Genomic DNA, 23,471 nt, shown 5'->3' on the forward strand with positions numbered 1-23,471 from the left:
TGCTTAGGGTTGAATTTCCTTTTTCACATGCTCGAACCAAATCTTGCCCGATACATATTCGTCAACCCAAGTTAAGAATTCGAATTCTATGCCTAATTCAGTTACCGTAAATCGATGCCATTCTTCATCAAAAGCTAAACTTGTTTGCCATACTGTTCTCACAATAATATTGAAAAAAGGTTCACTAATTGTAGTTTGACAAACTGCTTTTAATCGACATTTAGGATCGACTGTTGGTTCAACTTTACGTACATCAAAACCATCAATTTCTGCAAGGTAGCGGTAAATATCTTCCTGCATCTGCAATATATCCTCTTCAAATGCTGGTCGAATTGATGCATCAAGACTTGCGATTTTCTCTTCTAGGTTCATTATCTAGGATTAAGAATAAGGTCTATTTCAGCTAATGCGTCCTCTAAATGATATTTACTCATCTTGTCACTCGTTCTACCAACAGCAGACTTAAGGTCTTTTTCCAAAGCTTTTAATTCAGCTCTTGCAACCGAACGGATGTCTGATTGACTCGCGTCTACATTTGTTCGAACAATGAAACGAGCAAATTGAGGTGGAATTGGCGTTTGTTCTTTCGTCATCAAATTCGACAATTGCTCAATATGTGCTTTCTGTAAGTTTCTTCTGTAAACATCAATCTTAGCCCCCGATTTAGTTTCAGACCAAAGTCCTTTTCTTAAATCTTCCATTGCATCAACAAGCGCATAAGCAGAATCACCATTTATCGCTTCGTTTTCAATCATTCTAGCCATTCGGCCAAAGTCAAGTAAATTATTTAATGTAGCAACTTGCACTTTTCTAATTCGTTCAACACTACCATCATACTCAATTTTATTAAAAATATCTTGATTCAATAACCAAGTTGGCGTCGCAAATAATTCTTTTTGTAAAAAGTCCATCGCGTCTTTTTGTAGGTCTAAAGGAACATGTGTGTATACAGCACCTGCTTGATCGTAGGTTTTATACATTTCATAAACACCACCAATATTCGCAGTTACATGCCCCATATAACGGTTGTATTGTCCTACAATTTGTCCATAAAGTGTTTCTAAATCGCTATAATCTTCACCATCTTTTGCAATCCACTCCATCATATTTGGAATGACAATTTTAAGGTTGTTAATGCCGTAAGTACTTGCCTTCATAGCATTGTCACCAAGATCCTCTGTTTGTGAACTTGGATCAATTACACCGAATTGTTGTTTGCCAAAACGATACAAAGGATCACCCGCTTTTTCAAGAATCCAACCATCTAATATTTTCTTTTCGTCTTTTGCATCGTCAACCTCTAAAATCGGTCTATATCCCCAAGCAATTGAATACTTGTCGTAAGGACCAATATCCGGCATCAAAGCAACATCACCATCACCTGGTTGTGCAATATAATTAAATCGTGCATAATCCATAATTGAAGGTGCCGTTCCGTATTTTTTAGTAAATGCAGGCGAGCGCAAAGAATCAACTGGGTAAGCAACACTACTACCCATATTATGAGGCAATCCTAAAGTATGTCCAACTTCGTGAGACGATACAAAACGAATCAATCGACCCATCGTTTCATCATCAAATTCTGTTCCTCTAGCAGCCGGATTGATTGCAGAAGTCTGCACAAAGAACCAATTGTGTAACAAAGTCATCACATTGTGATACCAGTTAATATCCGACTCTAAAATCTCACCACTTCGCGGATCGCTTACATGTGGTCCATTCGCATTAGGAATAGGAGAAGCTAAATAACGCACAACAGAATAACGCGCATCCTCTGGACTCCAATCTGGATCTTCTTCTTTTGTTGGAGGATCCATTGCAATAATGGCATTTTTAAAACCTGCAGCTTCAAATGCCACTTGCCAATCTTCAATGCCTTCTTTTAAATATTTGCGCCATTTTTCAGGAGTCGCTCTGTCAATATAATAGATAATCGGTTTAACAGGTTCAACCAATTCGCCATTCTTAAACTTCTCAATATCCTCAGGTTTTACTTCCAATCTCCAACGATCAAGATATTGGTACGATTTGGTTTTTTGTGCTTCATCACCATAATCCGTTTGTTTTGATGTAAACCAACCTACACGCTCATCAAAATAACGGCGACGCATTGGCGTTTCAGGTAAAAGAATCATTGAATTACTAATCTCAACTGATATTGCGCCTACACTCGAATTTGATGGTGGTGCAGCAGCATTATAAGTTTTTACATGACGCGATTCAATATTGATAGGATAAGCACTAATTCTATCGATATACGAACGTTTATCGTCCATTCTAGTCACTTTATATCTTTTTCTATACGATTCCGGAAAACCCAATGCATGTACATCGGTGTCAAATAAATTCGTTACATCAATCACAACCGACGCTGAATCTTTGCCCAATGCTTTAATCGGGAACATAAATAAAATAGGTTCAAAATTCGAATTCAATACCGCTTCGTGAACGGGTAAAGAATCAGCCGCATAAATTGCATTCGACACAACACGCAAAAGAATATCATCTTCACGTCTTTCCCATCGCAATACCTTTTCGTTGGTTTTACCTCCACCAAATCCAATTCCAGTTGCTGTTTTGGCAATTCTTGTTACCATTAGCATTTCCCGATTTAATAAACTGTCGGGAATTTCATAATAAAATGCTTTATCAATTTTATGTACAGTAAATAATCCATTTTGCGATTCTGCATCCTTTGTTATCACTTTCGTGTAAGGCTGCATTCCGTCTTTTTTAGGGCTCTTATGTTCCGTTTTAGGTTGGTCTTTTTTCTTGTTTTTTTTAAAAAGCTGACCGTAGGAAATATTGGTAATACTTAGCGTCAGGATTAAAAAACTTGCTTGAAGAAATGTCTTTTTTATCATGGAGAAAACTTTGTTAAGATACAAGTATACTGTTTTAAGCTTAATTTTCAATCAGGATTATGGATGAAAGCTTTGTGGAAAGGATGAAAGGTTGATTATTTGGAGGCTGTTAGTTGATATTCGTTAGTCCTGAGTCTATAGGAAAAAAGGATGTTTAGATGGGGAATTGTTTTGGATTAATAATTAAAGTTAGGGCGTTCCCTACCTGGCTCGCTGAGCGAAGCCGAAGCGGGCGCGCTTTCCGCTCTAATCTTTTTACTGCCGGATGCAGAAAAAAGGATATCCGCTGCAATCGCTAACGCACATAGTCTTAGAGTTGTTAACAGTTAGTCCTGAGTCTTGAGTCTATAGTGGTTAGTAAAAAAAGTGTGATGTAGGTGAAGCAACCTGAATCTGATGGTAACACTAATTTCCCATTCTCGCGCTCATTTAGCAAAGCGTAATGAGTGTGTTCTTATTTTTGGCATTTGTAATGCCACTACCAATAATCATTTAAGTTATTAACCTCAGTTATTTAGGATATGAAGAAGAGAACTGTAAAACTCTTAATGTGCCAATTGTACGCCTTTTTTAAAATTCAATATTATTCGCATTGCAAATGCGACGGAAGAACACACTCATTACGCTAACGCTAAATGAGCGCGAGAGAGGGGGAAAAGGTATTACTACGCTGTAGCAAGTCGGTGCCACGGTGTGGCGATTTTTTTTTATTGAGGTTTCGCTACGCTGTAGCGCGTTTTAGTGTTAGGATTATGAAAAAAATGAGGTGTTATAAAAAGTGGATGAGTTATGATGGAGATTCCAGATTGTGTAATCCTCATGCTTAATTTTCAACTTTCTAAATCAGAGATAATCTGTATTCATCTTTGGTTTTTAATTTGCGTCATCTGATGGAAACTATTATTGCGACATGATTTAAATTATAGGACAAAAAATTGCAAATCAAACGTCTAAAAATTCCTTTTCAAAATAAGTCATTACAAAAAAATGAATGAAAACAAAAAAGCCATCCGTACGCCTCAGGCGTACGGATGGCTTATAAAAAAAAATGTTTTGAAAAAAAATTAAAAATTCATGCTGAATTTCGCACTGAATGTAGTCCCAGGACTTAATCGTGAGAAATATTGATTATCCGTTTCGAAAGATCTATAAATAGACTCTTTATCGTCATTTAATAAGTTATTGATTTTAACACCTATTGTATACTGACCTTTTTCACCAAAGCTTTTGTTCGCATTAAAGTTCAAGCTATGGAAAGGAACAGAATAGATATCTGGTCTATCAACAATACCAACATATTGTAATGTTCTACCTTGTACGTTATAATAAACACCAGCTTCAAATCCTTTTAAGAAACCTTCAGTACCACCTCTATAAGAGAAACCTAAGTTAATCAAGTAAGGCGCTTGTCCTGCCATGTCTCTATAGTCACCTATTGTTTGACCTGTTCTAGCGTTTAGTTCTCTACTTTCCTTTTCAGTTTCACTATATTGAATTCGAGAAGCTGTATAAGTCAAGTTTAAATTGAAGCTAAAGTTTTCGAACTTTTCACCGAGTTTTTTAAGGTTTTGTCTCATTTCAAATTCTCCACCGATAACCTCACCGTTACCAACGTTACGTGGTTGGAAAGATCCAGTTTGAGCAGCAAATTGAACAATTTCAATCGGGTTTAAGAATTTTTTATAGAATGCAGTCAATGATACTGTAGATCCTGGCTTGTTGAAAAATTCCCAACGTGCATCAAAATTGTGGATATCTGTACTTTCTAATTCACCATCCCAATAAACTTTACCTGAAGCTTTGTCAACATCTGTAAACAAACCACCAATAAAAGTACGACCAGTAACTGGATCATATATCTCAGCATATGAAAGTTCCTTAAATGACGGGCGGGCAACTGTTTTACCATAAGAGAAACGGAAGTTTTGACGATCATCAACCTTATAAGTCATGTTTAATGATGGATAAAGTCCTAAATTATTTAATACTTCATCATTCTTAAATACGTTGGTTCCTAATTGATCCTGTCCAGTATAACGTTGAACATAATTTTCAACCCTAACTCCAATTGTTGTTGAAATACGTTTCCAAGGATGTAATTCTGCAGAGATATAACCTGCTGTATTGTTCACATTAGAATTGTATTTATTAGGATTTGCAGGAAGGAAAGAAGCTTCGTAAGTTGTCCCTTTTGAGATATCGCCATTGATTGGCCAGATATTCTCATCTGCAAATAATTCATCAGGATCACCTGTTAAATTTACATTTCTAATATTCAATGCGAAATTTCTAATTACGAAATCTCTTTGCTTATAAGTATGTGCAGCACCAAATTTAAATTTAGCATCTCTTTCTCTAAATTTAAAAGTCTTTGTTGCGCCAACCTTTCCAGAAAGGTTTTTTTCGTTCAACTCTCTCCAAATACGTTCTGGAAAACCAGCTTCTGTTCCAATTACTAAAGAGTCACCTCTTTCTTCGTATCTTGTAAAACGAATGTCTGGATCTTTAATTAAAGACAATGTTGGAGCTAATTTCCATTCAACATCCCATTTATTTTCGTAGTTACTGTGCTTACCAGTCAATAAAACATTCGTTAAAGAACGTTGACTATATTCAAGATTGTGTTGATATCCGTGAAATACAGCACCTTGATCAGAGTTATAATAATCAAAAACACCTGCTTTAGACTCACCATTTTGAAGGTGTAATAAATTTAAAGTGAATTTCGCTTTTTGCGTCTTAACAGCAATACCTGCCATACCTGTCATTAATACATTATTAACGCCATACGATCCAGTTTGTAATTCACGAACCTCCATTTGCGTATTGTCTAAATCACCAGCTAAACCATATCTACCAAATTCAGCTTCTTTATAATATTCAGTTGAATTTTTATAAGATCCGATTACATTATAACCGATGGTTAACTTTTTCTTTTTGAATTGATTTCCAAAAGAAAGAGATGCAGATCCATCCATCAAACTCATTTTACTGAAAGTTGCCATTGTTGAATTAAAGCCACCCAATACTTCTTTGTATCTAGTCGCTTTTTCTTCATCACCAATTGCTTCAGCGAAAAACGGAATATTAGATGTCGCAGGAATATCACGTGTTCCATCATCAAAACCTAAAAAGTCAGTTTTACCACCTTCGTAAGTCATATAATCTTGTTGAAAGTGAAAACCTGGATTGTAACCAGCACTGATAGAAAAACTTCTTTTTCTTTCTTCAGGGAAACTTTTTAATGAGATATCAACTACACCACCTGTAAAATCAGCTGGAAGTTCAGCAACAAATGTTTTATTCACAATAATATTATCTAAAATATTTGTTGGAAAAATATCCATTTGGATTGTATTTCTGTCAGGATCAAGACCCGGAACATCCATACCGTTTAATAATGTTTTATTGTAGCGATCACCTAAACCACGTACATAAACATATTTACCACCTGCAACAGATACACCAGGAACTCTAGTCATTGCCGAAGCAGCGTCAGAATCACCAATTTTCTTGAATTGAGCAGAAGATATACCGTCAATTTGTCCAACAGCAGTTTTTTTCATGTTTAAAACTGCATTTTCAGTTGAGCGAACACGTTGTTTAGTAACAACTACTGTTGTCAACTCGTTCGTTGCCTCTTGCATATAGATGTCATCTACAAGAGAAGCTTCTCCTGCTTTAACAACAACTGCTGGAATGATAATTTTTTCAAAACCAATAAAGGTTAATTCTAAAGTATAAGTTCCAGGAGCAACTGTAAAACTATATTTACCATCCAAATCTGCTCTAACACCTTTTGTTAATTCAGGTATGCTTACCCTAACCCCAGGCATTGTTTGGTTCGATTTTTCATCAATTATTGTCCCGCGAATAAATCCATTTTCTTGACTTAATCCGCTATGAGAAAACAACATAGTTGTCAATAAAAGAATAGAATATAGAAACTGTATTTTCATTTTAAAAATGTTTAAATTGCTTAGTTGTGTTTTAGCAAAAAACTCGTAGGTATATTTTAGTATACCTACGAGTCAAAAAAGTTATAATGTTTGTTCTAGATTAAAAATCAGCTAAAGATCCGTTAACTGCAGCCCAAGACCAAGTATTGAATACTGATTTGTCAGCACCTACAGTGTTTGCACCTTCAGCAACTGTTGTTACAAATGCATCAGCACCATCTTTAAAGAAAGCAGTTACATCAGCATCTGGAAGAGTAGCTTGAAAAGCAGCAAATGCACAAGCGTAAACTGTTGGGATTTGATCGAAATCTTGTCCTGCAGAAACTCCGAAGAAATAAATATTACTCATATCTACCCAAGAATTGTCATCTAAATCAACTAAACCATCAGCACCGTCAGCATAAACTGAACCGTTTTTGATTGTGTGCTTAGCTTCCATTGCTCCTTCAGGACCATCTAATTCAAAACACTCATCACCTGCGTTTATTACGATAAAGTTATCTAAAGTACCTGACCAAGATTGATCCGTATCAATTGCATCATCACCAGCATTCCAAACAACTGCGTTGTTTACAGATACCGATCCACCAAACCACTCAATACCATCATCTTGATTAGCGATAATCTCAACGTGATTAATTGTAGTTCCTGAACCAACACCACCTAATGTTAATCCGTTAATTTCATTTCCTTCACCGATATTCGCTCCACCATGTCTGATTGAGATATACTCAATAACACCTGAGTTATCAGCGTTGTTAGTTCCACCATATAATCCGTTTGGATCAGAAACTGGAATTCCTTCGATTTGAACAGATGCAGCATCTGCAGAAATTTCAGCATTTCCAAGAATCAATAAACCACCCCATAAACCATCTAAATCTGGAGATAAGTTTGGAGAAGCAATTTGTCCTGAAACAATTTTATCAGCAACTGAAGTAAAGATAATTGGTTCAGCAGCTGTTCCTTTTGCCATTAATTTAGCATCTTTTGCAATTACTAAAGCAGTTGCATTAGCTCCTGTTCCAGCATCACCTTTAATTACTGTTCCAGCTTCAATTGTTAAAGTTGCACCTGAAGTTACAGCAACACGTGTAGTTAAGATATAAACTTTATCTTTTGTCCAAGTTGTGTTTGATGTAATGTTTCCAGTAACCTTTACTTCGTTTCCTTCAACCTCAGTAATACAAGATCCGTCATCTTTTTTCGCATCTTCGTCATAGTTAGTTGCAGCTGCATCAGTACAACCTTCTTTTTTACATGATGTCATGCCAGTCATTAAAGCTCCTGCCGTTACTAACATCACTAAAGTTAATTTCTTTTTCATATTCAATTTGTTTTTCAATTTTTTTTGACAAAGATCAGTCAGATTTACTCAAAGGATATTACAGTAGTTTTAACAGTAGATAAATAAAACGCTAACAACGTTAATTTAATGTTACCAAATAATACTTAATAGTCAGAAAATAAAATAGTTAGGTCTTAATGTTGGAGGTGGGTAAAAGCAAGAGAATTATTTTTTTTTGTTTATTGATGTATTTATTTCTAAAACTTTTAATACAGTAGATTGGTGTGGTTAGGAAACTGGTTGTTTTCAGGGATAGATATGGGTATATGATTGAAGTATATTTGTTTATAAATATTGATCGATAATTATTTTAATATTTTTGTTGTCTAAAATTCACCTATGAACCTACTCAAGAAAGCCAATTTAATGGCTGTCGGACTGCTATTGCTTTTTGCAGGATGTAAAAAATTAGATCCCTATAAAGATTTAAGTAAAATAACAAGCACTTCCTGGAATCCAATACTTGCAGTCCCTGTAGCGCATACCGAATTTGGTGTCTATGACATTCTTGCCAGAACAGATAGTACGGATCTTGTAATCATCGATCCAATTACAGGAGAGATCGCTTTGACATATAAAGGTGAAATATTATCCTTTAGAGCCGAAGATTTATTTGATATTCCAGACTTTTCTGAATCATTGCGGTTTAGTTTGCTTGATTTAGGGCCGCTGCCTGCAATAAGTTATTCGGGAACTGCCACTTCATCTGAAACAAGTAGTTTGTTGATTGAGCCAGTAGCTGGAATGGAAATTCATTCGGTTACTTTTAAATCAGGTTCCTTAGATTTTTCCTTTTCTACAGATCTTAAACATGATTTGACGATTGAAATTGAAATTCCTTCATTATTAGTCGGAGGCGCGCCAATTAATGAGTCTTTTGAGTTGACTTATGATGGTGATGTTCCACAAGAACTGGCTAGGTCAATTGACTTGGCGGGTGCTATTGGTGATTTTACTCTAGATGGAATGACTGTAAATGAAATTGAAGCGAATTATTCAATAACAATTAATGGTACAGGTGAAGAAATAGTAGGAACTGAAAGTTTTGAAACATCCATAGGATTTACTGATATCAATTATAAAAATGCAACAGGTAATTTTGGAATGCATTCATTAGGTAGCTACAGTGATTCAATACTATTGCGCATTTTTAATAATGCAATTGATGGTTATTTCGAATTAACAAACCCTAAAATTAGATTGGAGATGATCAATTCATTTGGTTTTCCAGTGGAAGTGAATTTGTCAGATTTAAAAACAGTCAGTGAGGTCACAGGAGAAACATTTGTTTTGGATGGGTATCCTAGTACAATTTCAATTCCGTATCCAACAGAATTTGGCGATGATCGGTCTTATTTATTAGAGTTGAATAAAACGAATACGACTAATATTTCAACGATAATTACACCTGTCCCGAAATACTTTCATTTCGCAGCAAGTGGGCTAGCAAATCCTGATGGTCCGCCGGTAACGCCTAACTTCATTGAAGATGTAAGTCAATTTAAAATAAATGCAGAAATAGAATTACCGTTAGAAGGTTTTGCGCACGGTTTTCAAATGGTAGATACGGTTGAGTTTGACTTTTCAGATGATGTAGAAGAAGTTGAACGGGTTATGTTTCGATTGATTATTAACAATGGATTCCCTATTGATTTATCTGCAGGTGTGACTTTTGTTGACGAAGATTATACAACCTTGTTAACGCCAACTATTGGTATAGAAAACATAGTGAAATCGGGTCGAATTAATGCAGATGGTTTAGTGATTGACAAAACGGAACAGATCACAGATATTTCAATTGAAAGATTGGATGTGCCTAAATTGAAACATGCGAAATATATAATTATTCGCACAGATGCAGAAACTGCGAATGGGATAAATGGTGATATTGTTAAACTCTACGATTTCTATAGTCTATCAATCAAATTAGGAATGCAGGTAGAAGGCAAGCTTAATTTTTAACTGTCAAAAAATTCGATTATGAAACAAATAATTTTGGCATTAGGTTTTATCCTTACTTGCTTTTCAGGTTTATATGCGCAATCTAATTTTACACTTTACAATATGGACAATATTGTGCAAGGGCAATACGAAAACCCCGCATTTCGATCAAAAGCGAAAGTAGGTTTGTCTTTTGCTCCGTTCAGTAACTTAATTCAAATTGGCGCTTCTAATTCAGGGTTTTCTATTGAGGATGTCCTAGAAAGTAACAATGCTAATGATTCTTTAAACTTGACCATAGACAAGGCGCTGAGCCAAATGAAAGCGGTTAATTATTTTGATATTGATATGCGGAATGAATTGTTTGCATTTCATTTCACGAATGAAAAGTCGACTTATGGGGTGACGATAAACCATGTTTTACACAGTAATTTTAATTATCCTAAAGGTTTGTTAGAATTGGTGTATTATGGAAACGGTGGTGAGGAGACAATCGGCAAAAGAGCCTCATTTGATGGTTTAGGATATAATATGATGTCTTATTTAGAATTTGGGTTCGTTTGGAACAGAAAGTTCGGTGAAAAATTAGTAGTTGGGGCTAAAGTAAAATATCTTAAAGGTGTGGCAAATGTGCAAACAGCGAATAGTAATTTTGGTTTATATACGGATGCAAAAACATTTGATTTAACGGTAGATGGAGAGGCTTTAGTGAATACCTCAAATACTGCAGCGTTTTATAATGATAGTGTTGCAATTGATAATAGACAAGTGAGATCGGCAATAAAAAGCAGTAGAAATAATGGTATTGCTATTGATTTAGGATTGACATACGACCTAACAGATAAGATTCAATTAACAGGTAGTTTAATAGATTTTGGGCAGATTAAATGGAAAGACAATGTGACCAATTATAGCATCGAAAAATTTGCATTTAAATATGATGGAATTGATTTAGAGCAATTTTTAGAGGATAGCACAGCGATTTTTGATAAGATGTTAGATTCTTTAGAACAGTTGGCCAATATCAATGAGACCGCAAATGCATATAAAACTAAAACCTATTCGAGGTTCTATGTTGGAGCGAATTATGATGTCTCAAATATTTTTAATGTGGGTTTAACTTGGTACAATTCGTTGAGTTACGACCAATACAGAACAGCAGTAAATTTATCTGCCAATTTACGCGTGAAATACTGGTTGTCAATGACGGCGAATTACGGAATTTACAATTATGGTAAGTCGAATTTAGGTCTTGGTGTGAGTGTTCGTTTGGCTACGTTTCAAATATATGCCATGACAAATTCAATGTTCGCTTTGATAAATCCTCAATCACAACGTTCGGTAGATGTTAGTGTTGGCATGAGCTTTCAGATTGGTAAGGTAAAAGAGGATAAAAAGAAGCTTGTTCAAGAAGATTAAGGGCAGTTTTTAATTATGGAATTTTACCATCAATAAATGTTTCCACCCACAATTCTTCCGCTGATCGTGTAACTGCATTCACAATGATTAGTTTCGTCTTATCATTTAAAGCGGTTGTATATATGAAGTCCTTTTTTGGGTTGAATTTCCAATTTTTTAATTCTGGAAAATTAGAACTGATCATGGTAAGCTGCGTTTTATGCTGGTTGTTAATCGATATTACTTTAGTTAACGGAACTTCCATCATTTTTTCAATTGAATTGTTCGTTAGTTCATAGTCAGAATTTCTATAATTCGAGTAGGGATATAACTGTCGAATGAAATCAAAAAAATCTTGATCTTCACTTATAACGTATCGATAGGTCATTAAATTTTCAAGTTCTATATTCCAACTGCTAAACTCATTGTCATAGATTGATAAATAAGAATTGATAAAATTCTGGTCAATGCTTTTGTCCGCTAAAATATATTTTTTCACTGTTGGATATAGCTTTTTAGCCATAGCGTTGATATAATGCATATTGTACCAATCAAGCGAATCAGCTACGCCATTTAGATCTTCGTAAACATATCCATTGCCGATGGCAGTTGCCAACACTTCATTCATTAACAACAAGGCATATTGGGCGTTGTTGGAATTGCTTTGGTCAAACCAATCATTGATTTCATTTTTATATTTTAAATTCTGTTCGTCGTATAGAATATGATAAATTTCATGCATTAATACACTGAATAGAATATCGTATTGGTCAAAATCTAATTGGATTTCACTCACGGCTTGATTCGAAAAAGCGGTAGCTGTAAAGCCATTTTTTTCAATTGATGGGATAAAAGTGATATTAAAAGGAATTGCATAATCCCAATTGGTATTGTAAAAGTTTAATCCATTTTGAAAATAACCGCTCAAATTTACTGAATCGATATAACGGCTGAGGTCTTTTACTTTTGATTCGAAATTTAGTTTGTTAGGTTCATAAATCAATGTGTTATAAACAGGGAGGAATGTCTCAATGATGTTGGCAAGGGCATAGATTTCAGAACTTGGTACAATTCCAAAAGCTTGGGTTTTGAAATCATTAAGGTCTGCTGATTCTATTAATAACCTTTGTATTTGATGGATTGTAATTCCTGGCATTTTTTGTCCTACTTGAAAACCGTTAAAATTATAAGAAGCATAGATGTCGAGCGTGTCGAATCTTGAAATTAAATCGCTGTATTTAGTTGTATTGTATTTGGAGGTAGAAAAAAGTTCTTTATAAGCATTGTCAGGATAATAGTCGGATAGTTTTTGAATAAAATCGTAGGTAGCATAGTATTTTGAAAAGCCAATGTGAATTGATGGTTTATTTTGGGCAAAACAGTATGAGCTGATTAAAGTAAATAAGGGTATGATCAATAAAGTACGCAGCATATATTCTGATTTTAAGCCAAAATATTACAGATTATGAAATATTTCAAGATTTATTGCGCGTCGAATTGTAATGCTTAGCAAACTTTAACATTTGCTATATAAAAGCTGAAAGCATTTTCAAAGCAATGCGTAATAACTTTACTTGTTTGCTTTCTTCAAAAACTTACGCATCACTTTGGTATTGCTGGGTAAATTATCATGCATAGTTGCGTGGCCAGCACCTTTTATGACTGCCACTTGAGAATTCGGAACCAATTGCTGAAAATAAAGCAAAGTTTCGGGTCTAGCTTCGTCATATTCTCCTGTGATGAATAGGGTAGGGACAGAAATCTTTTTTAAGGCAGCAATATTGTCGTAAGTCTTTAAAGTACCATTAGCAGTAAATTCTGTTGGTCCCCACATATAATTATAGATGAAATAATTACCTCGAGCAACAACAGTGTCTAGGTCGCTTGATAAACCTTTTTTTCGCAAACCGTAATTGGCCAAATAAATCCTGTTGGCATTTTGATAAGCAGGCGAGCTAAAATCACCAGTTTTTTCGCCCATTGCAATGGCTTTTTGAATAGTGTCAGGCAAGGCCATAATTAATGTGTCGGCATCAGCTTCCCAAATAGCGGTACTAAAATAAGGGCTATTAAAAATAATTCCTTTTACACCTTGTGGATGTGCTACATAATATTCGAGTGCTAAAGCAGTTCCCCACGAATGACCATATAAATAGAATTCGTTGAGGTTTAAATGGGAGGTTAAGGCTTTTACTTGCGCAACAAATTCATGGACTTTTAAAAGATTGGTGTCTTGGTGGTGATCTGAACGACCGCTACCAAATTGATCGAATAATATAATCGGTTGATCTTTGGTTAATTTCTCAAATAAATAAAACGAACGACTGGTACCACCTGGTCCGCCATGCATCATTAAAAGTGGGGCTTCATTTCCTTCACCCAAAATGCGGTACCACATTTTGCCGCCATTCACTTCGACATAACCTTCACTTGCCTTTAGTGTTGGATTCGTTCCGGCTAAAGCAGTCGAACCACCAATTAAAACTAAAAAGAAGCACGTAAAAGTGATTAAGATTTTGATTTGCTGCATGTGTTTTTTATTTGAAATTTTCTAATTCCATTGAGTTCATTGTATTATTCAATTAGCTGAAAAATATAGTTTACTTGAAACTAGCTTTGTTTTGCCTCGAATTTATTAAGAAGTTCATTGGTACTGGCTTGTAATTTTTTACGAAAGAAACCTGTTCCACCAATCAATCTACCTTTAAAACCGAACGCTTGTTTTGCCCAAGTATGTAAATTGAAATCGTCATGATGTTCAATGATTTTTCCATCTTTAATTTTGAATTTAGCATCCACTTCGTTCACTACTTTATTCCCAGTTTGACTGAATGTGTATTTTGCTGTCCAATGCGCAGAACCTTCGTTTTCTCCTCCTTTTACATCGCGAAATGACATATTCGTTTCGCCTTTATTAGACAATAACATCCGCCACATATTTTTAGCTTTTTCGCCTTTTAAAGTGCCAAATGCAGGATCTGAAAATATCACATCGTCCGAATAAAGAGACGTCATTTTAGCAGCGTCACGATTCGTAAAAGCAGTATAAAACTCCTCAATTATTGTTGCATTATTCATTTGTTCTGTTTTTTTATTTTAATTCTAAAACTGTTATTTCTGGCCATATACCAAGGCGTCCAGGATATCCCAAGAACCCAAATCCACGGTTAATATACAAATACTGATCAGCGTTTTGGTAAAGCCCTGCCCAGTTTTTATAACGCAATTGAATTGGACTCCATTTTAATTTGCCCCATTCAATCCCCATTTGAGCGCCGTGTGTATGTCCACTTAAAGTAAGATTGATGTCTTTATTATTTGTAATTACTTCAGCATCCCAATGACTAGGATCATGAGACAATAGAATTTTTACTGGTGCTTCACAACCTGCAGATGCCTTTGCCAAATCGCCGACTTGGTGGAATCCTTTCCCCCAATTTTGCACACCTATTAAGCCAATTTTATCTTGTCCTTTTTCTAAATAAAGATGTTCGTCTAGTAATAGGCGCCAACCCATTTTTTTATGAACGCCTTTTAAGTCTTCTAAATTTTTTGCCTTCGCCTCTTTACTTGGCCATTGTACATAATCACCATAATCGTGATTACCCAGAATAGAATATACACCCAAAGGAGCCTTCAATTGGGAAAATATAGAAATATAAGGATCCATTTCTGTGGCATCATCGTTCACTAAATCTCCTGTAAATACAATGATATCTGCCTTTTGTTGTAGAATTAAATCAACACCTCTTTGCACAGCCTTAGGGTTGTAAAAACTACCAGAATGTATATCCGATATTTGAACGATTTTAAGTCCTTTAAATGATGCTGGCAAATGTTTGATTTCAATCGATGTTCTCCGAACCTTATAACGATATGGTCCTATGATCATGCCAAGTATGAATAGGATGGCGGGGAGAATAGAAATAACAAGACCGATATAAATCAGTATTACACTGCGTGGATTTTCATCGACAAAAAACATTGTAAATAATCTTCGGATGTCATCAAGTAGGAGGAATAAATCAAAAGTTAATAATGTGAATAGATCGATGAAGACGAATGCAAAAAAAAAGTTTCTTAACGATTTTGATAATCGGTTTCCACCAGCAAAGATAATCAGTAGTGATGCAATGGCAACAGCAAATAAACCGTAGTGAATTGTTTGGACAACTGTACTAAAAACATCATCAGATAATAATGCTAGCCATGACAATCCATTATACGCATAGCCTTGTAATAGAAAGAGAATTCCAACTATAATAAATGGCAGTATGCTAAATCTACTATGCATTATTTGAATCGTTTTTATGTAAAGTCATTACTGTAATTTCAGGCCATATTCCTATTCTACCAGGGTAACCTAAAAAACCATATCCTCGGTTAACATAGAGATATTGTTGCTGTTCTTTGTATAGTCCAGCCCATTTTTCATACCTTAAACTAATGGGGCTCCACTTAAAACCTCCAGTTTCAATTCCCATTTGTAAACCATGTGTATGTCCACTAAATGTAATATCTACATCTTTGTATTCTTTCCTTACTTGCTCATCCCAATGAGTAGGATCATGCGACAATAAAAGCTTAACAGGTGCGTCACAATCTTTGGCTGCCTTTGCTAAGTCACCGACTTGGTGGAATCCTGCTCCCCAATTCTGAACGCCAATTAAACCTATCTTTTCACCTTCTTTTTCAATATATACATGCTCATCTAATAAAAGTCGCCATCCTAATTCGCCGTGTATAGCTTTCAAACGGTCTAGATTTGCAGCTTTATCTTCATCATTCTTCCATTGTCTATAATCGCCATAATCGTGATTGCCCAGAATGGAATAAACACCTAATGGCGCACTTAAACGAGAAAACACGTCCATATAATTATCCATTTCAGTGGCAGAATCATTGACTAAGTCTCCCGTAAAAAAAATAATGTCAGGTTTTTGAGCCAATAATAAATCGATGCCTTTATTCACTGCTTTTTTATTGTAGAAACTGCCAGAATGAATATCAGATATTTGTACAATTTTCAGTCCTTCAAAAGCCGGTGGTAAATTGGGTAAATTTACTTTTGGTTGATGCAAAGTGTATTTATATGGACCGACAAACATGCCTGTGGTTAAGGATGCTACTGGAACAGCTGCGACGATAGCACCAGATTTCACCATAAAGTCTAATCTCGATATACCTTCTTTCTCCTCACCGGTTGAATTGTTGTTCGTTGTTTTTTGTTTGATCCATTTACCTAAACGAATGATATCATCAACCAATAGAATAAGTGTAAATAGAAACTTAGAAATTAAGTTAATGATGACTAAACCAAAGAAAAAGTTCAGCATCCAAGAAGGGAAATTTCGTCCAATTAAAAACATGGCTGCAATTCCGATGATTGACAAAATCATCAACGTTAAATGCCCATATTTAAGGGTGATTCGCCACCTTTTAGTATAGTTTGACCATCTAGATTTTAGTGCTTTATAAGTGTAAATTTCAATAAATAATAATATTGAAATTATTGTTAAAGGCATTAACCAAGTTCTCATTCAATTCAATTTGGTACAAATATACCGCTAATTGAGACGAATTATTTGTTTAAACATTAATAAATCAATGCTAATTATGGTCGCTTTCCGATACCAACGACAAATTGTAATAGAACTCCCCATCTTTTTTCTTCAAATTCAACAATTGAAGAATAGTATGTGTTTAAGCGTAATCGGGTATGTGGAGAAAAGGAATAGGTAAAACTGGTAGCACTTGTCATGTTCAGGTGATAGACATCAGAACTTAGTGAATTTAGGTAGTTGCATGCATAAGATGTGCTAATAAAAAATCTATTTTTAGTAAAAAGGTCTACACTAGATTGAAAATGTAGAGATGAAAAATGACCTTCTTTATCTGAATTTGTGTGTCCAAGAGTAACTTGGTTGGTGAATTTAAACTTTTCATAATACTTAAATACCCAATCTCCACCAATTCGATTTATTTGCACAAAATCATTAGGGATAATGGTATTTGCAATTTTTCCGGAAACCAAATTAATGCCGAATTCGTTTTTTCGGTAAGTAGGGTTGCCAATATGAGAAGTTACCAGCCAGGTATTTTCATAAGCATAATTCGACAAAGAAAAAGCAGGCTTTAAGTCTTGTGTATTATCATCATTAATCAGATTGTCACATATAAGTACATGTTTATTGAGCACACCTCCAGATGTTATAGACAGTTCCATATCGAAATTATTCGAAATTGGAGTTTTAAGAAACACACCTAAATCTTGAACAAAACCAATATCCATCTTTATTAAATTTGTCATGAAACTTGACACAGGGTCGAGTTTTGGATTATGTCCATACGGGATTGATTTATTACCGATCCAAAGTGTTGTTCGATCCCATTTAGTTGAGAATTTAAGCCAAGTATCTAAAATTTGAAGTTTAAAATCAGCTTCACGGTTACCTAAACTATTTACGGTTTTATTAAAAGGGATAGAGACGCGAATTTGAGTAGCATTTAAACTTAATATTTTTACATATCCTTTTTGCATTTGCTTTTTATTCATTGAAAAGAATTGAAAAGCCAATTGATTTTTTGGAGATCGATTTGTAACATCAAAACGCCCTCCATTTAAATCATGGATGTAGCCACCATGCAGGTTTAACTGGGTATAAAAAAAGCGCGTTTGTTGTTTTGTTTGTTTAATCGCATTTTGTCCCCATCCACTAAATGTTGTTAGGAATACAAAACAGACTAGAAGTCTAAATATTGATTTCATCTTAATAATTGTAAAGTCCTTTGCGTATTCTTACTTTTTCACGCATTTCTTTTGTGAGTTTAACTCTAGCCATCCATACTGGCGTTATTCTTTCGTATGACAAAACATAAATAACGAGCACGTCTTTTTCCATCGATTCGTACGTTAAATAAATTTTTTCTATGCCTTTATATTGATTGTTTACCCATTTATCGTCGTCCTTGTTTGTAAGAAAGACATAAGGTTTTATGTCATTGGGCAAAAGATCTGCGTCAATTGAAATCGTACTTTGAACAGGGTTATATCTTCTGTTCTTTGGATAAGTATTGATACCAAATAATAATCCGAATAATTTTTGTTCACTCAGTTGCGCAAGGTCTATATTTCCTATGTTTATTTTATATGGGGACCATTGGCCTGTTAATGTTAATTCGATATAAGCATCTGTTCCTTTTACATTTACAACATCAAGATGAACAGAGTCTAAATGTTTCATCCAGTTTAAGTCAAATTCTTTTGGTGTTAATTCTGTATAGAAACCTGCGTCTTGAAATTGTGTTGTTTTAACAGGAGTTTCTAAAATAGATGTATAGGTTTGATCCTTACCTTCTAGCAGTAATTGATATTCTTTTTTATAAAATTGTTCGTTATCTAGTGGTTCAATTTGTCTACCCGTTTTATAACCTAATTCTAATAATTCTGTCTTTGTTCTATATTTTATAGGTTCTCTTAGTGTAGAAAAGTCAATTGCAACCTGTTCTGCCTTGTCTGAAAGTGCTGAATAATCCATATTAAAATCAGCGTTAAAATCAGGATTCTTTGCATGAATTAAAGCTGCGTAAAGGTCTTTATCCATATAGAACCAACTGTGTGACAGGATTCTGTTTTGGTTCAAATTATGCGTCTCCTTCAGCCTTTTATTAAAATCGGAATAATCTTCCGTTGTTAGCGAAAATTCCCATTTTGTAGGAGCCAAGCAGTTGTTCACTATTTGGCATCGGTAGGCTCTGTCTTCAATGGAATTCAGTAGGTCAGAATCTTTATTAGCTAATTCTATTGAAAATTCATCATGTTCTTTTCTAAATGTATAGCCAAATCGGTTAAACTCTTCTTCAATTATTTCAGGATAAATCATGTCTCCGGAAGCATCGAATTTCGGGGCTAATCTCAATAAATCAACATCGTTAACTAAAACTTTGTTTAAATCGTCATCTATAAATGCAATATCTACAATCACTTTACCTTGTGGCATTTTATCATGCAACTTCAGCGTAACCTTATTAAAACTAAATGAATGTTTACTATAACCATAATAAACATCTTTTTCGCCAATATCATATTTGTAGTCTGCACCGGGACAATTTGCATCTAGAACCATTATTTGATCTGGATATTTATTGAATAGTGCAGTTATTTCTGCTGGGGCTTCAACTAATACACCTGTAGTGTTTAATGAATTCCATTTTATGGTGTGACAAGACATGATGAGTATGCCGAATAATGCCGAAAGAAATACGCTTTTTTTCATTTGTATTAAACTTGATCTCGCTAAAATATTCGACTAAATTACTTTTTAAATAGATAAACATGTGTTTTTTTTCGATAAAGATTTTAAAATAATGTTTTACCGCACAGTTTATTTACAAATTGATTTGACAATTTGGTAGAAAATAAAGGCGCATGTATTTTTGAGATAGGTAGTTATAAGCCTATTTAAATCAATGAAAATACGATATAATAATAGTTCGAATTAATGCGCAGCCAACCAGTTATCAGCAAATTTATAATCGATGTCTAAAGGAACTGTTAGTTGAACTGCAGATTCCATTTTTTCTTTCACCAATTTTTCCATGATTTCTTTTTCATCTTTGTAAATTTCAAAGACCAATTCATCATGTACTTGTAGCAACATTTTCGATTTCAATTCGCGGTTGGTCATGGCATTGTGAATGTCAATCATGGCGATTTTAATCACATCAGCAGCAGAACCTTGAACAGGAGCATTGACAGCATTTCTTTCCGCAAATCCTCGTTCAATTGCATTGGCAGATTGAATATTAGACAAATAACGGCGACGTTTTTTTATGGTTTCAACATAGCCATGGTCTCTTGCGAAATCAACCTGACTTGCCATATATGCTTTCATTTTTGGATACTGCTCAAAATAACTGTCAATCATTTCTTTGGCCTCTTTTCTAGAGATGCCTAAGTTTTGAGATAAGCCAAATGCAGACTGTCCATAGATAATTCCAAAGTTTACAGCCTTAGCTGCACTTCTTTGTTCACGTGTTACATCTTCTATGTTTTCAACATGAAACACTTTAGCTGCAGTTGCTTTATGAATGTCTAAACCAGATTTAAAGGCTTCGATCATGTTTTCATCCTCACTTAATGCTGCAATTATTCTCAATTCTATTTGCGAATAATCTGCTGCTAATAAGGTATGATCGGCATCCTTTGCAATGAATGCTTTTCTTATTTCACGTCCTTTTTCTGTTCGAATAGGAATGTTCTGTAAGTTCGGATTGTTTGAACTCAGACGACCAGTTGCAGCAACTGTTTGCATATAACTCGTATGAATGCGACCTGTAGTTTTGTTGACCAATAAAGGCAATGCATCTACATAAGTGCTCTTCAGTTTTTTAAGGGATCGATAATTTAAAATGAGCGCAATAATTTCATGCTTATGCTCAAGTTTAGTCAATACATCTTCTGACGTTTTATATTGGCCAGTCTTCGTTTTTTTCGCTTTAGGATCTATTTGCATGACATCAAATAGTACTTCTCCTAGTTGTTTTGGTGAGTCGATATTAAAATCGCTTACACCTGCTAATTTTTTAATATTACTTTCAAGATCTTCTAAAGCGATAGCCAATTCTTCAGAGAATTTAGCAAGTGCTTCTGAATCTAATTTGATACCTTCTGCTTCCATGTCTTTTAGCACTCTTGCCAAAGGCATTTCTAATTCGTAGAATAAGTATTTTAAATGATCCTTATTAATTTCAGGTTCAAAAATTTGTTTTAACTGCCACGTTATATCAGAATCTTCACATGCGTAATTAACGATTGTTGAAGGTTCAAGATCAGCCATATTACCTTGGTTTTTACCTTTCTTACCAATTAATGTTTCAATTGAGATTGGTGTATAATTCAAGTATAATTCAGCCAGGTAATCCATATTGTGTTTCCCTTCAGGCGTGATCAAGTAATGTGCGATTAAAGTGTCGAATAAAGGGCCTTCAATTTTAACATCATATTTCTCAATAATTTTAAGATCGTATTTAATATTGTGTGCAATTTTTTCGATCAAAGGATTTTCAAAAAAGGCTTTAAATTCGTTGACAATGGCATGGCGTTCTTCAGGTAGACAAGGAACATAGAATCCTGTTCCTTCTTTAAAAGTAAACGACATTCCAACGATTTCAGCTGTTATTGCATCAATTCCCGTTGTTTCTGTATCAAAACAAACCGAATCTTGATCGAGTAATTGCGTTAATAATTCCGCTCTCTTCTCTGGTGTATCTATTAATTGATAATCAATTGCGACATCAGTAATTGTTTTAGCTGTAGCTGGACTTGCATCCATAACAGTTTGCGCATTCACTTCAATTGCTGGTCCACCAAATAAATCAAGTTGTCCTTCTGCGCTTTGCGTTTGCCCGATTACAATCTCTTCGCCCAATACTCTTTTGGCAATGTTTCTGAATTCGAGTTTTGTAAATATGTCACGAATTTTATCGTTATCAGGCTCACCCAATAACAAACTCTTTTCGTCAAATTCAACATCTACATCTAGATCAATTGTTGCCAATCTTTTAGAGTCTAAACCTTGCTGAGCAAAGTTTTCAAAATTTTCTTTTTGTTTGCCTTTTAACTCGTTGATGTTTTCTAAAATCCCCTCTACCGTTCCGTATTTATTTAATAATTTTTTAGCTGCTACTGGTCCTACACCAGGTATTCCTGGAATATTATCCGCTGTATCTCCACATAATCCGAGATAATCGATTACTTGCTCGCAAGATTCTAGTCCGAATTTTTCAAGGACTTCAGGAATGCCCCAAATCTCGGCAGGATTGCCACCGCGACCAGGTTTGTACATGAATATGTTTTCTGAAACCAATTGCGCAAAATCTTTGTCAGGTGTCATCATATAAGTAATGAAACCTTCTTTTTCAGCCTTTTTAGCAATTGTTCCGATAATATCATCTGCCTCATCACCTTCGCTAATTAAAATTGGAATGTCAAAAGCGCGAATTATTTCTTTTATCGGTTCAATCATCGAAGCGATATCTTCAGGCATAGCTTCACGGTGTGCTTTATAATCTTTGAATTCTTGCGCTCTTTTAGTTTGCCCAGGAGAATCAAAAACAACAGCAATATAACTGGGGTTTTCTTTTTTAATAATATCCAGCATAGCATTCGTAAACCCAAAGGCTGCCGAAGTGTTTTGACCTAAACTATTGATTCTAGGATTCTTGATAAATGCATAATAAGCTCTATAGATAAGGGCAAAAGCATCTAAAAGAAATAATTTTTTATCGTGTTTAGGCGTCATAATTTACTGCAATTTATTGAGCGTCTAAGATAGTATTTTATATCGAAGTAACTCGATTGCAAAACGCGTAAATTAGAAGCTATGATTCAACTTGATTATTACCGATAATTATGGTTAAAGATGTAATCTATATGCGCTACTTGCAATTACAATAGTAGTTTACTTTATTTTCTAAATCTATTTCTTTATGAAATAATCTAATTATTGTATCATGACCAAGGACGGGTTTTATGAAATCATAGATTAATGCATAACCAACTTCATCTTTGTATTGAATATTTCCAAATTCAATGTCTATAGATTTTTCCTTATTCAATTTAGTGATTATATTTCGATAAGAATTATTACTAAAAATATCGGGATGTATATCAATACACATCAATAAATTCTTACAAAATGTTATTTCTGCACTGATCTTCATATCATAAAACTCAAAATCCAAATAAGCGTTTTGAATATTATTTCTCACCTCTTTAAAATGGGCAGATGGGTTCGTTTTTTTAAAATCTTCTTTAGTTTGATAACTAAATATACCTTTTGCCAATTCTACTTTTGGATGATTAGTTGTACAAGAATAACTTGAAAATAGTAATATAAAGCAAGTCGATTTAACTAATCTGTTCAACATTTGGTAAAAATTAAGTTAGATAACATCAAG

15 protein-coding genes are annotated in these 23,471 nt (G+C 34.6%); 2 read left to right on the forward strand and 13 right to left on the reverse strand.

Annotation, left to right across the window (positions count from 1 at the left end):
• Positions 1-3: 3 nt before the first annotated feature.
• The 4 genes from T367_RS0105190 to T367_RS21485 all read right to left on the reverse strand — a co-directional run bounded on the left by T367_RS0105190 (position 4) and on the right by T367_RS21485 (position 8,150).
• Positions 4-372 (reverse strand): hypothetical protein, encoded by a 369-nt coding sequence (locus T367_RS0105190; protein ID WP_027418891.1) that lies wholly within the window; start codon positions 370-372, stop codon positions 4-6.
• Complete coding sequence (locus T367_RS0105195; protein WP_027418892.1) at positions 372-2,864, reverse strand: zinc-dependent metalloprotease; 2,493 nt, start codon at positions 2,862-2,864, stop codon at positions 372-374. The genes T367_RS0105190 and T367_RS0105195 overlap by 1 nt, the downstream gene beginning before the upstream one ends.
• Before the next feature lie 1,064 nt (positions 2,865-3,928).
• Positions 3,929-6,823, reverse strand: a complete 2,895-nt coding sequence (locus tag T367_RS0105205) for a TonB-dependent receptor (protein ID WP_027418893.1) — start codon at positions 6,821-6,823, stop codon at positions 3,929-3,931.
• A gap of 100 nt (positions 6,824-6,923) precedes the next feature.
• Entirely contained in the window at positions 6,924-8,150 is a 1,227-nt protein-coding gene (locus T367_RS21485) for a hypothetical protein (protein ID WP_035842629.1), read from the reverse strand.
• A gap of 360 nt (positions 8,151-8,510) precedes the next feature.
• On the opposite strand from T367_RS21485, the gene T367_RS0105215 reads away from it, so the two are divergent.
• Positions 8,511-10,133 carry a hypothetical protein gene (locus T367_RS0105215; RefSeq protein ID WP_027418894.1) on the forward strand — a complete coding sequence of 541 codons (1,623 nt, stop codon included), beginning with the start codon at positions 8,511-8,513 and terminating at the stop codon, positions 10,131-10,133.
• An 18-nt stretch (positions 10,134-10,151) separates the two neighbouring features.
• Positions 10,152-11,531, forward strand: a complete 1,380-nt coding sequence (locus T367_RS0105220) for a DUF5723 family protein (RefSeq protein ID WP_027418895.1) — start codon at positions 10,152-10,154, stop codon at positions 11,529-11,531.
• 13 nt (positions 11,532-11,544) lie between these two features.
• On the opposite strand, the gene T367_RS0105225 is transcribed toward T367_RS0105220, so the two are convergent.
• From T367_RS0105225 to T367_RS0105265, 9 genes are all read right to left on the reverse strand, one after another.
• Complete coding sequence (locus T367_RS0105225) at positions 11,545-12,942, reverse strand: PH domain-containing protein (RefSeq protein WP_051568366.1); 1,398 nt, start codon at positions 12,940-12,942, stop codon at positions 11,545-11,547.
• Between the two features lie 138 nt (positions 12,943-13,080).
• Complete coding sequence (locus T367_RS0105230; RefSeq protein ID WP_051568367.1) at positions 13,081-14,040, reverse strand: proline iminopeptidase-family hydrolase; 960 nt, start codon at positions 14,038-14,040, stop codon at positions 13,081-13,083.
• 80 nt (positions 14,041-14,120) lie between these two features.
• Complete coding sequence (locus tag T367_RS0105235; RefSeq protein WP_027418898.1) at positions 14,121-14,588, reverse strand: nuclear transport factor 2 family protein; 468 nt, start codon at positions 14,586-14,588, stop codon at positions 14,121-14,123.
• Positions 14,589-14,601: 13 nt separating this feature from the next.
• Positions 14,602-15,804 (reverse strand): metallophosphoesterase, encoded by a 1,203-nt coding sequence (locus tag T367_RS0105240; RefSeq protein ID WP_027418899.1) that lies wholly within the window; start codon positions 15,802-15,804, stop codon positions 14,602-14,604.
• Positions 15,797-17,050, reverse strand: a complete 1,254-nt coding sequence (locus tag T367_RS0105245; RefSeq protein WP_027418900.1) for a metallophosphoesterase — start codon at positions 17,048-17,050, stop codon at positions 15,797-15,799. Before T367_RS0105245 ends, T367_RS0105240 begins: the two co-directional genes overlap by 8 nt.
• A 74-nt stretch (positions 17,051-17,124) precedes the next feature.
• Positions 17,125-18,279, reverse strand: coding sequence for a hypothetical protein (locus tag T367_RS0105250; RefSeq protein ID WP_027418901.1), 1,155 nt, complete (start codon positions 18,277-18,279; stop codon positions 17,125-17,127).
• Position 18,280: 1 nt separating this feature from the next.
• The gene (locus tag T367_RS0105255) at positions 18,281-19,786 is read right to left on the reverse strand and encodes a hypothetical protein (RefSeq protein ID WP_027418902.1); all 1,506 of its coding nucleotides are present in this window, start codon (positions 19,784-19,786) and stop codon (positions 18,281-18,283) included.
• A 222-nt stretch (positions 19,787-20,008) separates the two neighbouring features.
• Positions 20,009-22,813 carry a DNA polymerase I gene (gene polA, locus T367_RS0105260; protein WP_027418903.1) on the reverse strand — a complete coding sequence of 935 codons (2,805 nt, stop codon included), beginning with the start codon at positions 22,811-22,813 and terminating at the stop codon, positions 20,009-20,011.
• Positions 22,814-22,949: 136 nt separating this feature from the next.
• Positions 22,950-23,441, reverse strand: a complete 492-nt coding sequence (locus T367_RS0105265; RefSeq protein ID WP_027418904.1) for a hypothetical protein — start codon at positions 23,439-23,441, stop codon at positions 22,950-22,952.
• Between the last annotated feature and the right edge of the window lie 30 nt (positions 23,442-23,471).

The organism is Crocinitomix catalasitica ATCC 23190 (assembly GCF_000621625.1).
Taxonomy (GTDB): Bacteria; Bacteroidota; Bacteroidia; order Flavobacteriales_D; family Crocinitomicaceae; genus Crocinitomix; species Crocinitomix catalasitica.

What these genes read in the sequence shown, in the direction of transcription:
- T367_RS0105205 (WP_027418893.1), bottom strand. Translation starts at nt 6,823, where the DNA reads ATGAAAATACAGTTTCTATATTCTATTCTTTTATTGACAACTATGTTG.
- T367_RS21485 (WP_035842629.1), bottom strand. Translation starts at nt 8,150, where the DNA reads ATGAAAAAGAAATTAACTTTAGTGATGTTAGTAACGGCAGGAGCTTTA.
- polA (WP_027418903.1), bottom strand. Translation starts at nt 22,813, where the DNA reads ATGACGCCTAAACACGATAAAAAATTATTTCTTTTAGATGCTTTTGCC.
- T367_RS0105190 (WP_027418891.1), bottom strand. Translation starts at nt 372, where the DNA reads ATGAACCTAGAAGAGAAAATCGCAAGTCTTGATGCATCAATTCGACCA.
- T367_RS0105265 (WP_027418904.1), bottom strand. Translation starts at nt 23,441, where the DNA reads ATGTTGAACAGATTAGTTAAATCGACTTGCTTTATATTACTATTTTCA.
- T367_RS0105220 (WP_027418895.1), top strand. Translation starts at nt 10,152, where the DNA reads ATGAAACAAATAATTTTGGCATTAGGTTTTATCCTTACTTGCTTTTCA.
- T367_RS0105225 (WP_051568366.1), bottom strand. Translation starts at nt 12,942, where the DNA reads ATGCTGCGTACTTTATTGATCATACCCTTATTTACTTTAATCAGCTCA.
- T367_RS0105240 (WP_027418899.1), bottom strand. Translation starts at nt 15,804, where the DNA reads ATGCATAGTAGATTTAGCATACTGCCATTTATTATAGTTGGAATTCTC.
- T367_RS0105230 (WP_051568367.1), bottom strand. Translation starts at nt 14,040, where the DNA reads ATGCAGCAAATCAAAATCTTAATCACTTTTACGTGCTTCTTTTTAGTT.
- T367_RS0105245 (WP_027418900.1), bottom strand. Translation starts at nt 17,050, where the DNA reads ATGAGAACTTGGTTAATGCCTTTAACAATAATTTCAATATTATTATTT.
- T367_RS0105235 (WP_027418898.1), bottom strand. Translation starts at nt 14,588, where the DNA reads ATGAATAATGCAACAATAATTGAGGAGTTTTATACTGCTTTTACGAAT.
- T367_RS0105255 (WP_027418902.1), bottom strand. Translation starts at nt 19,786, where the DNA reads ATGAAAAAAAGCGTATTTCTTTCGGCATTATTCGGCATACTCATCATG.
- T367_RS0105215 (WP_027418894.1), top strand. Translation starts at nt 8,511, where the DNA reads ATGAACCTACTCAAGAAAGCCAATTTAATGGCTGTCGGACTGCTATTG.
- T367_RS0105250 (WP_027418901.1), bottom strand. Translation starts at nt 18,279, where the DNA reads ATGAAATCAATATTTAGACTTCTAGTCTGTTTTGTATTCCTAACAACA.
- T367_RS0105195 (WP_027418892.1), bottom strand. Translation starts at nt 2,864, where the DNA reads ATGATAAAAAAGACATTTCTTCAAGCAAGTTTTTTAATCCTGACGCTA.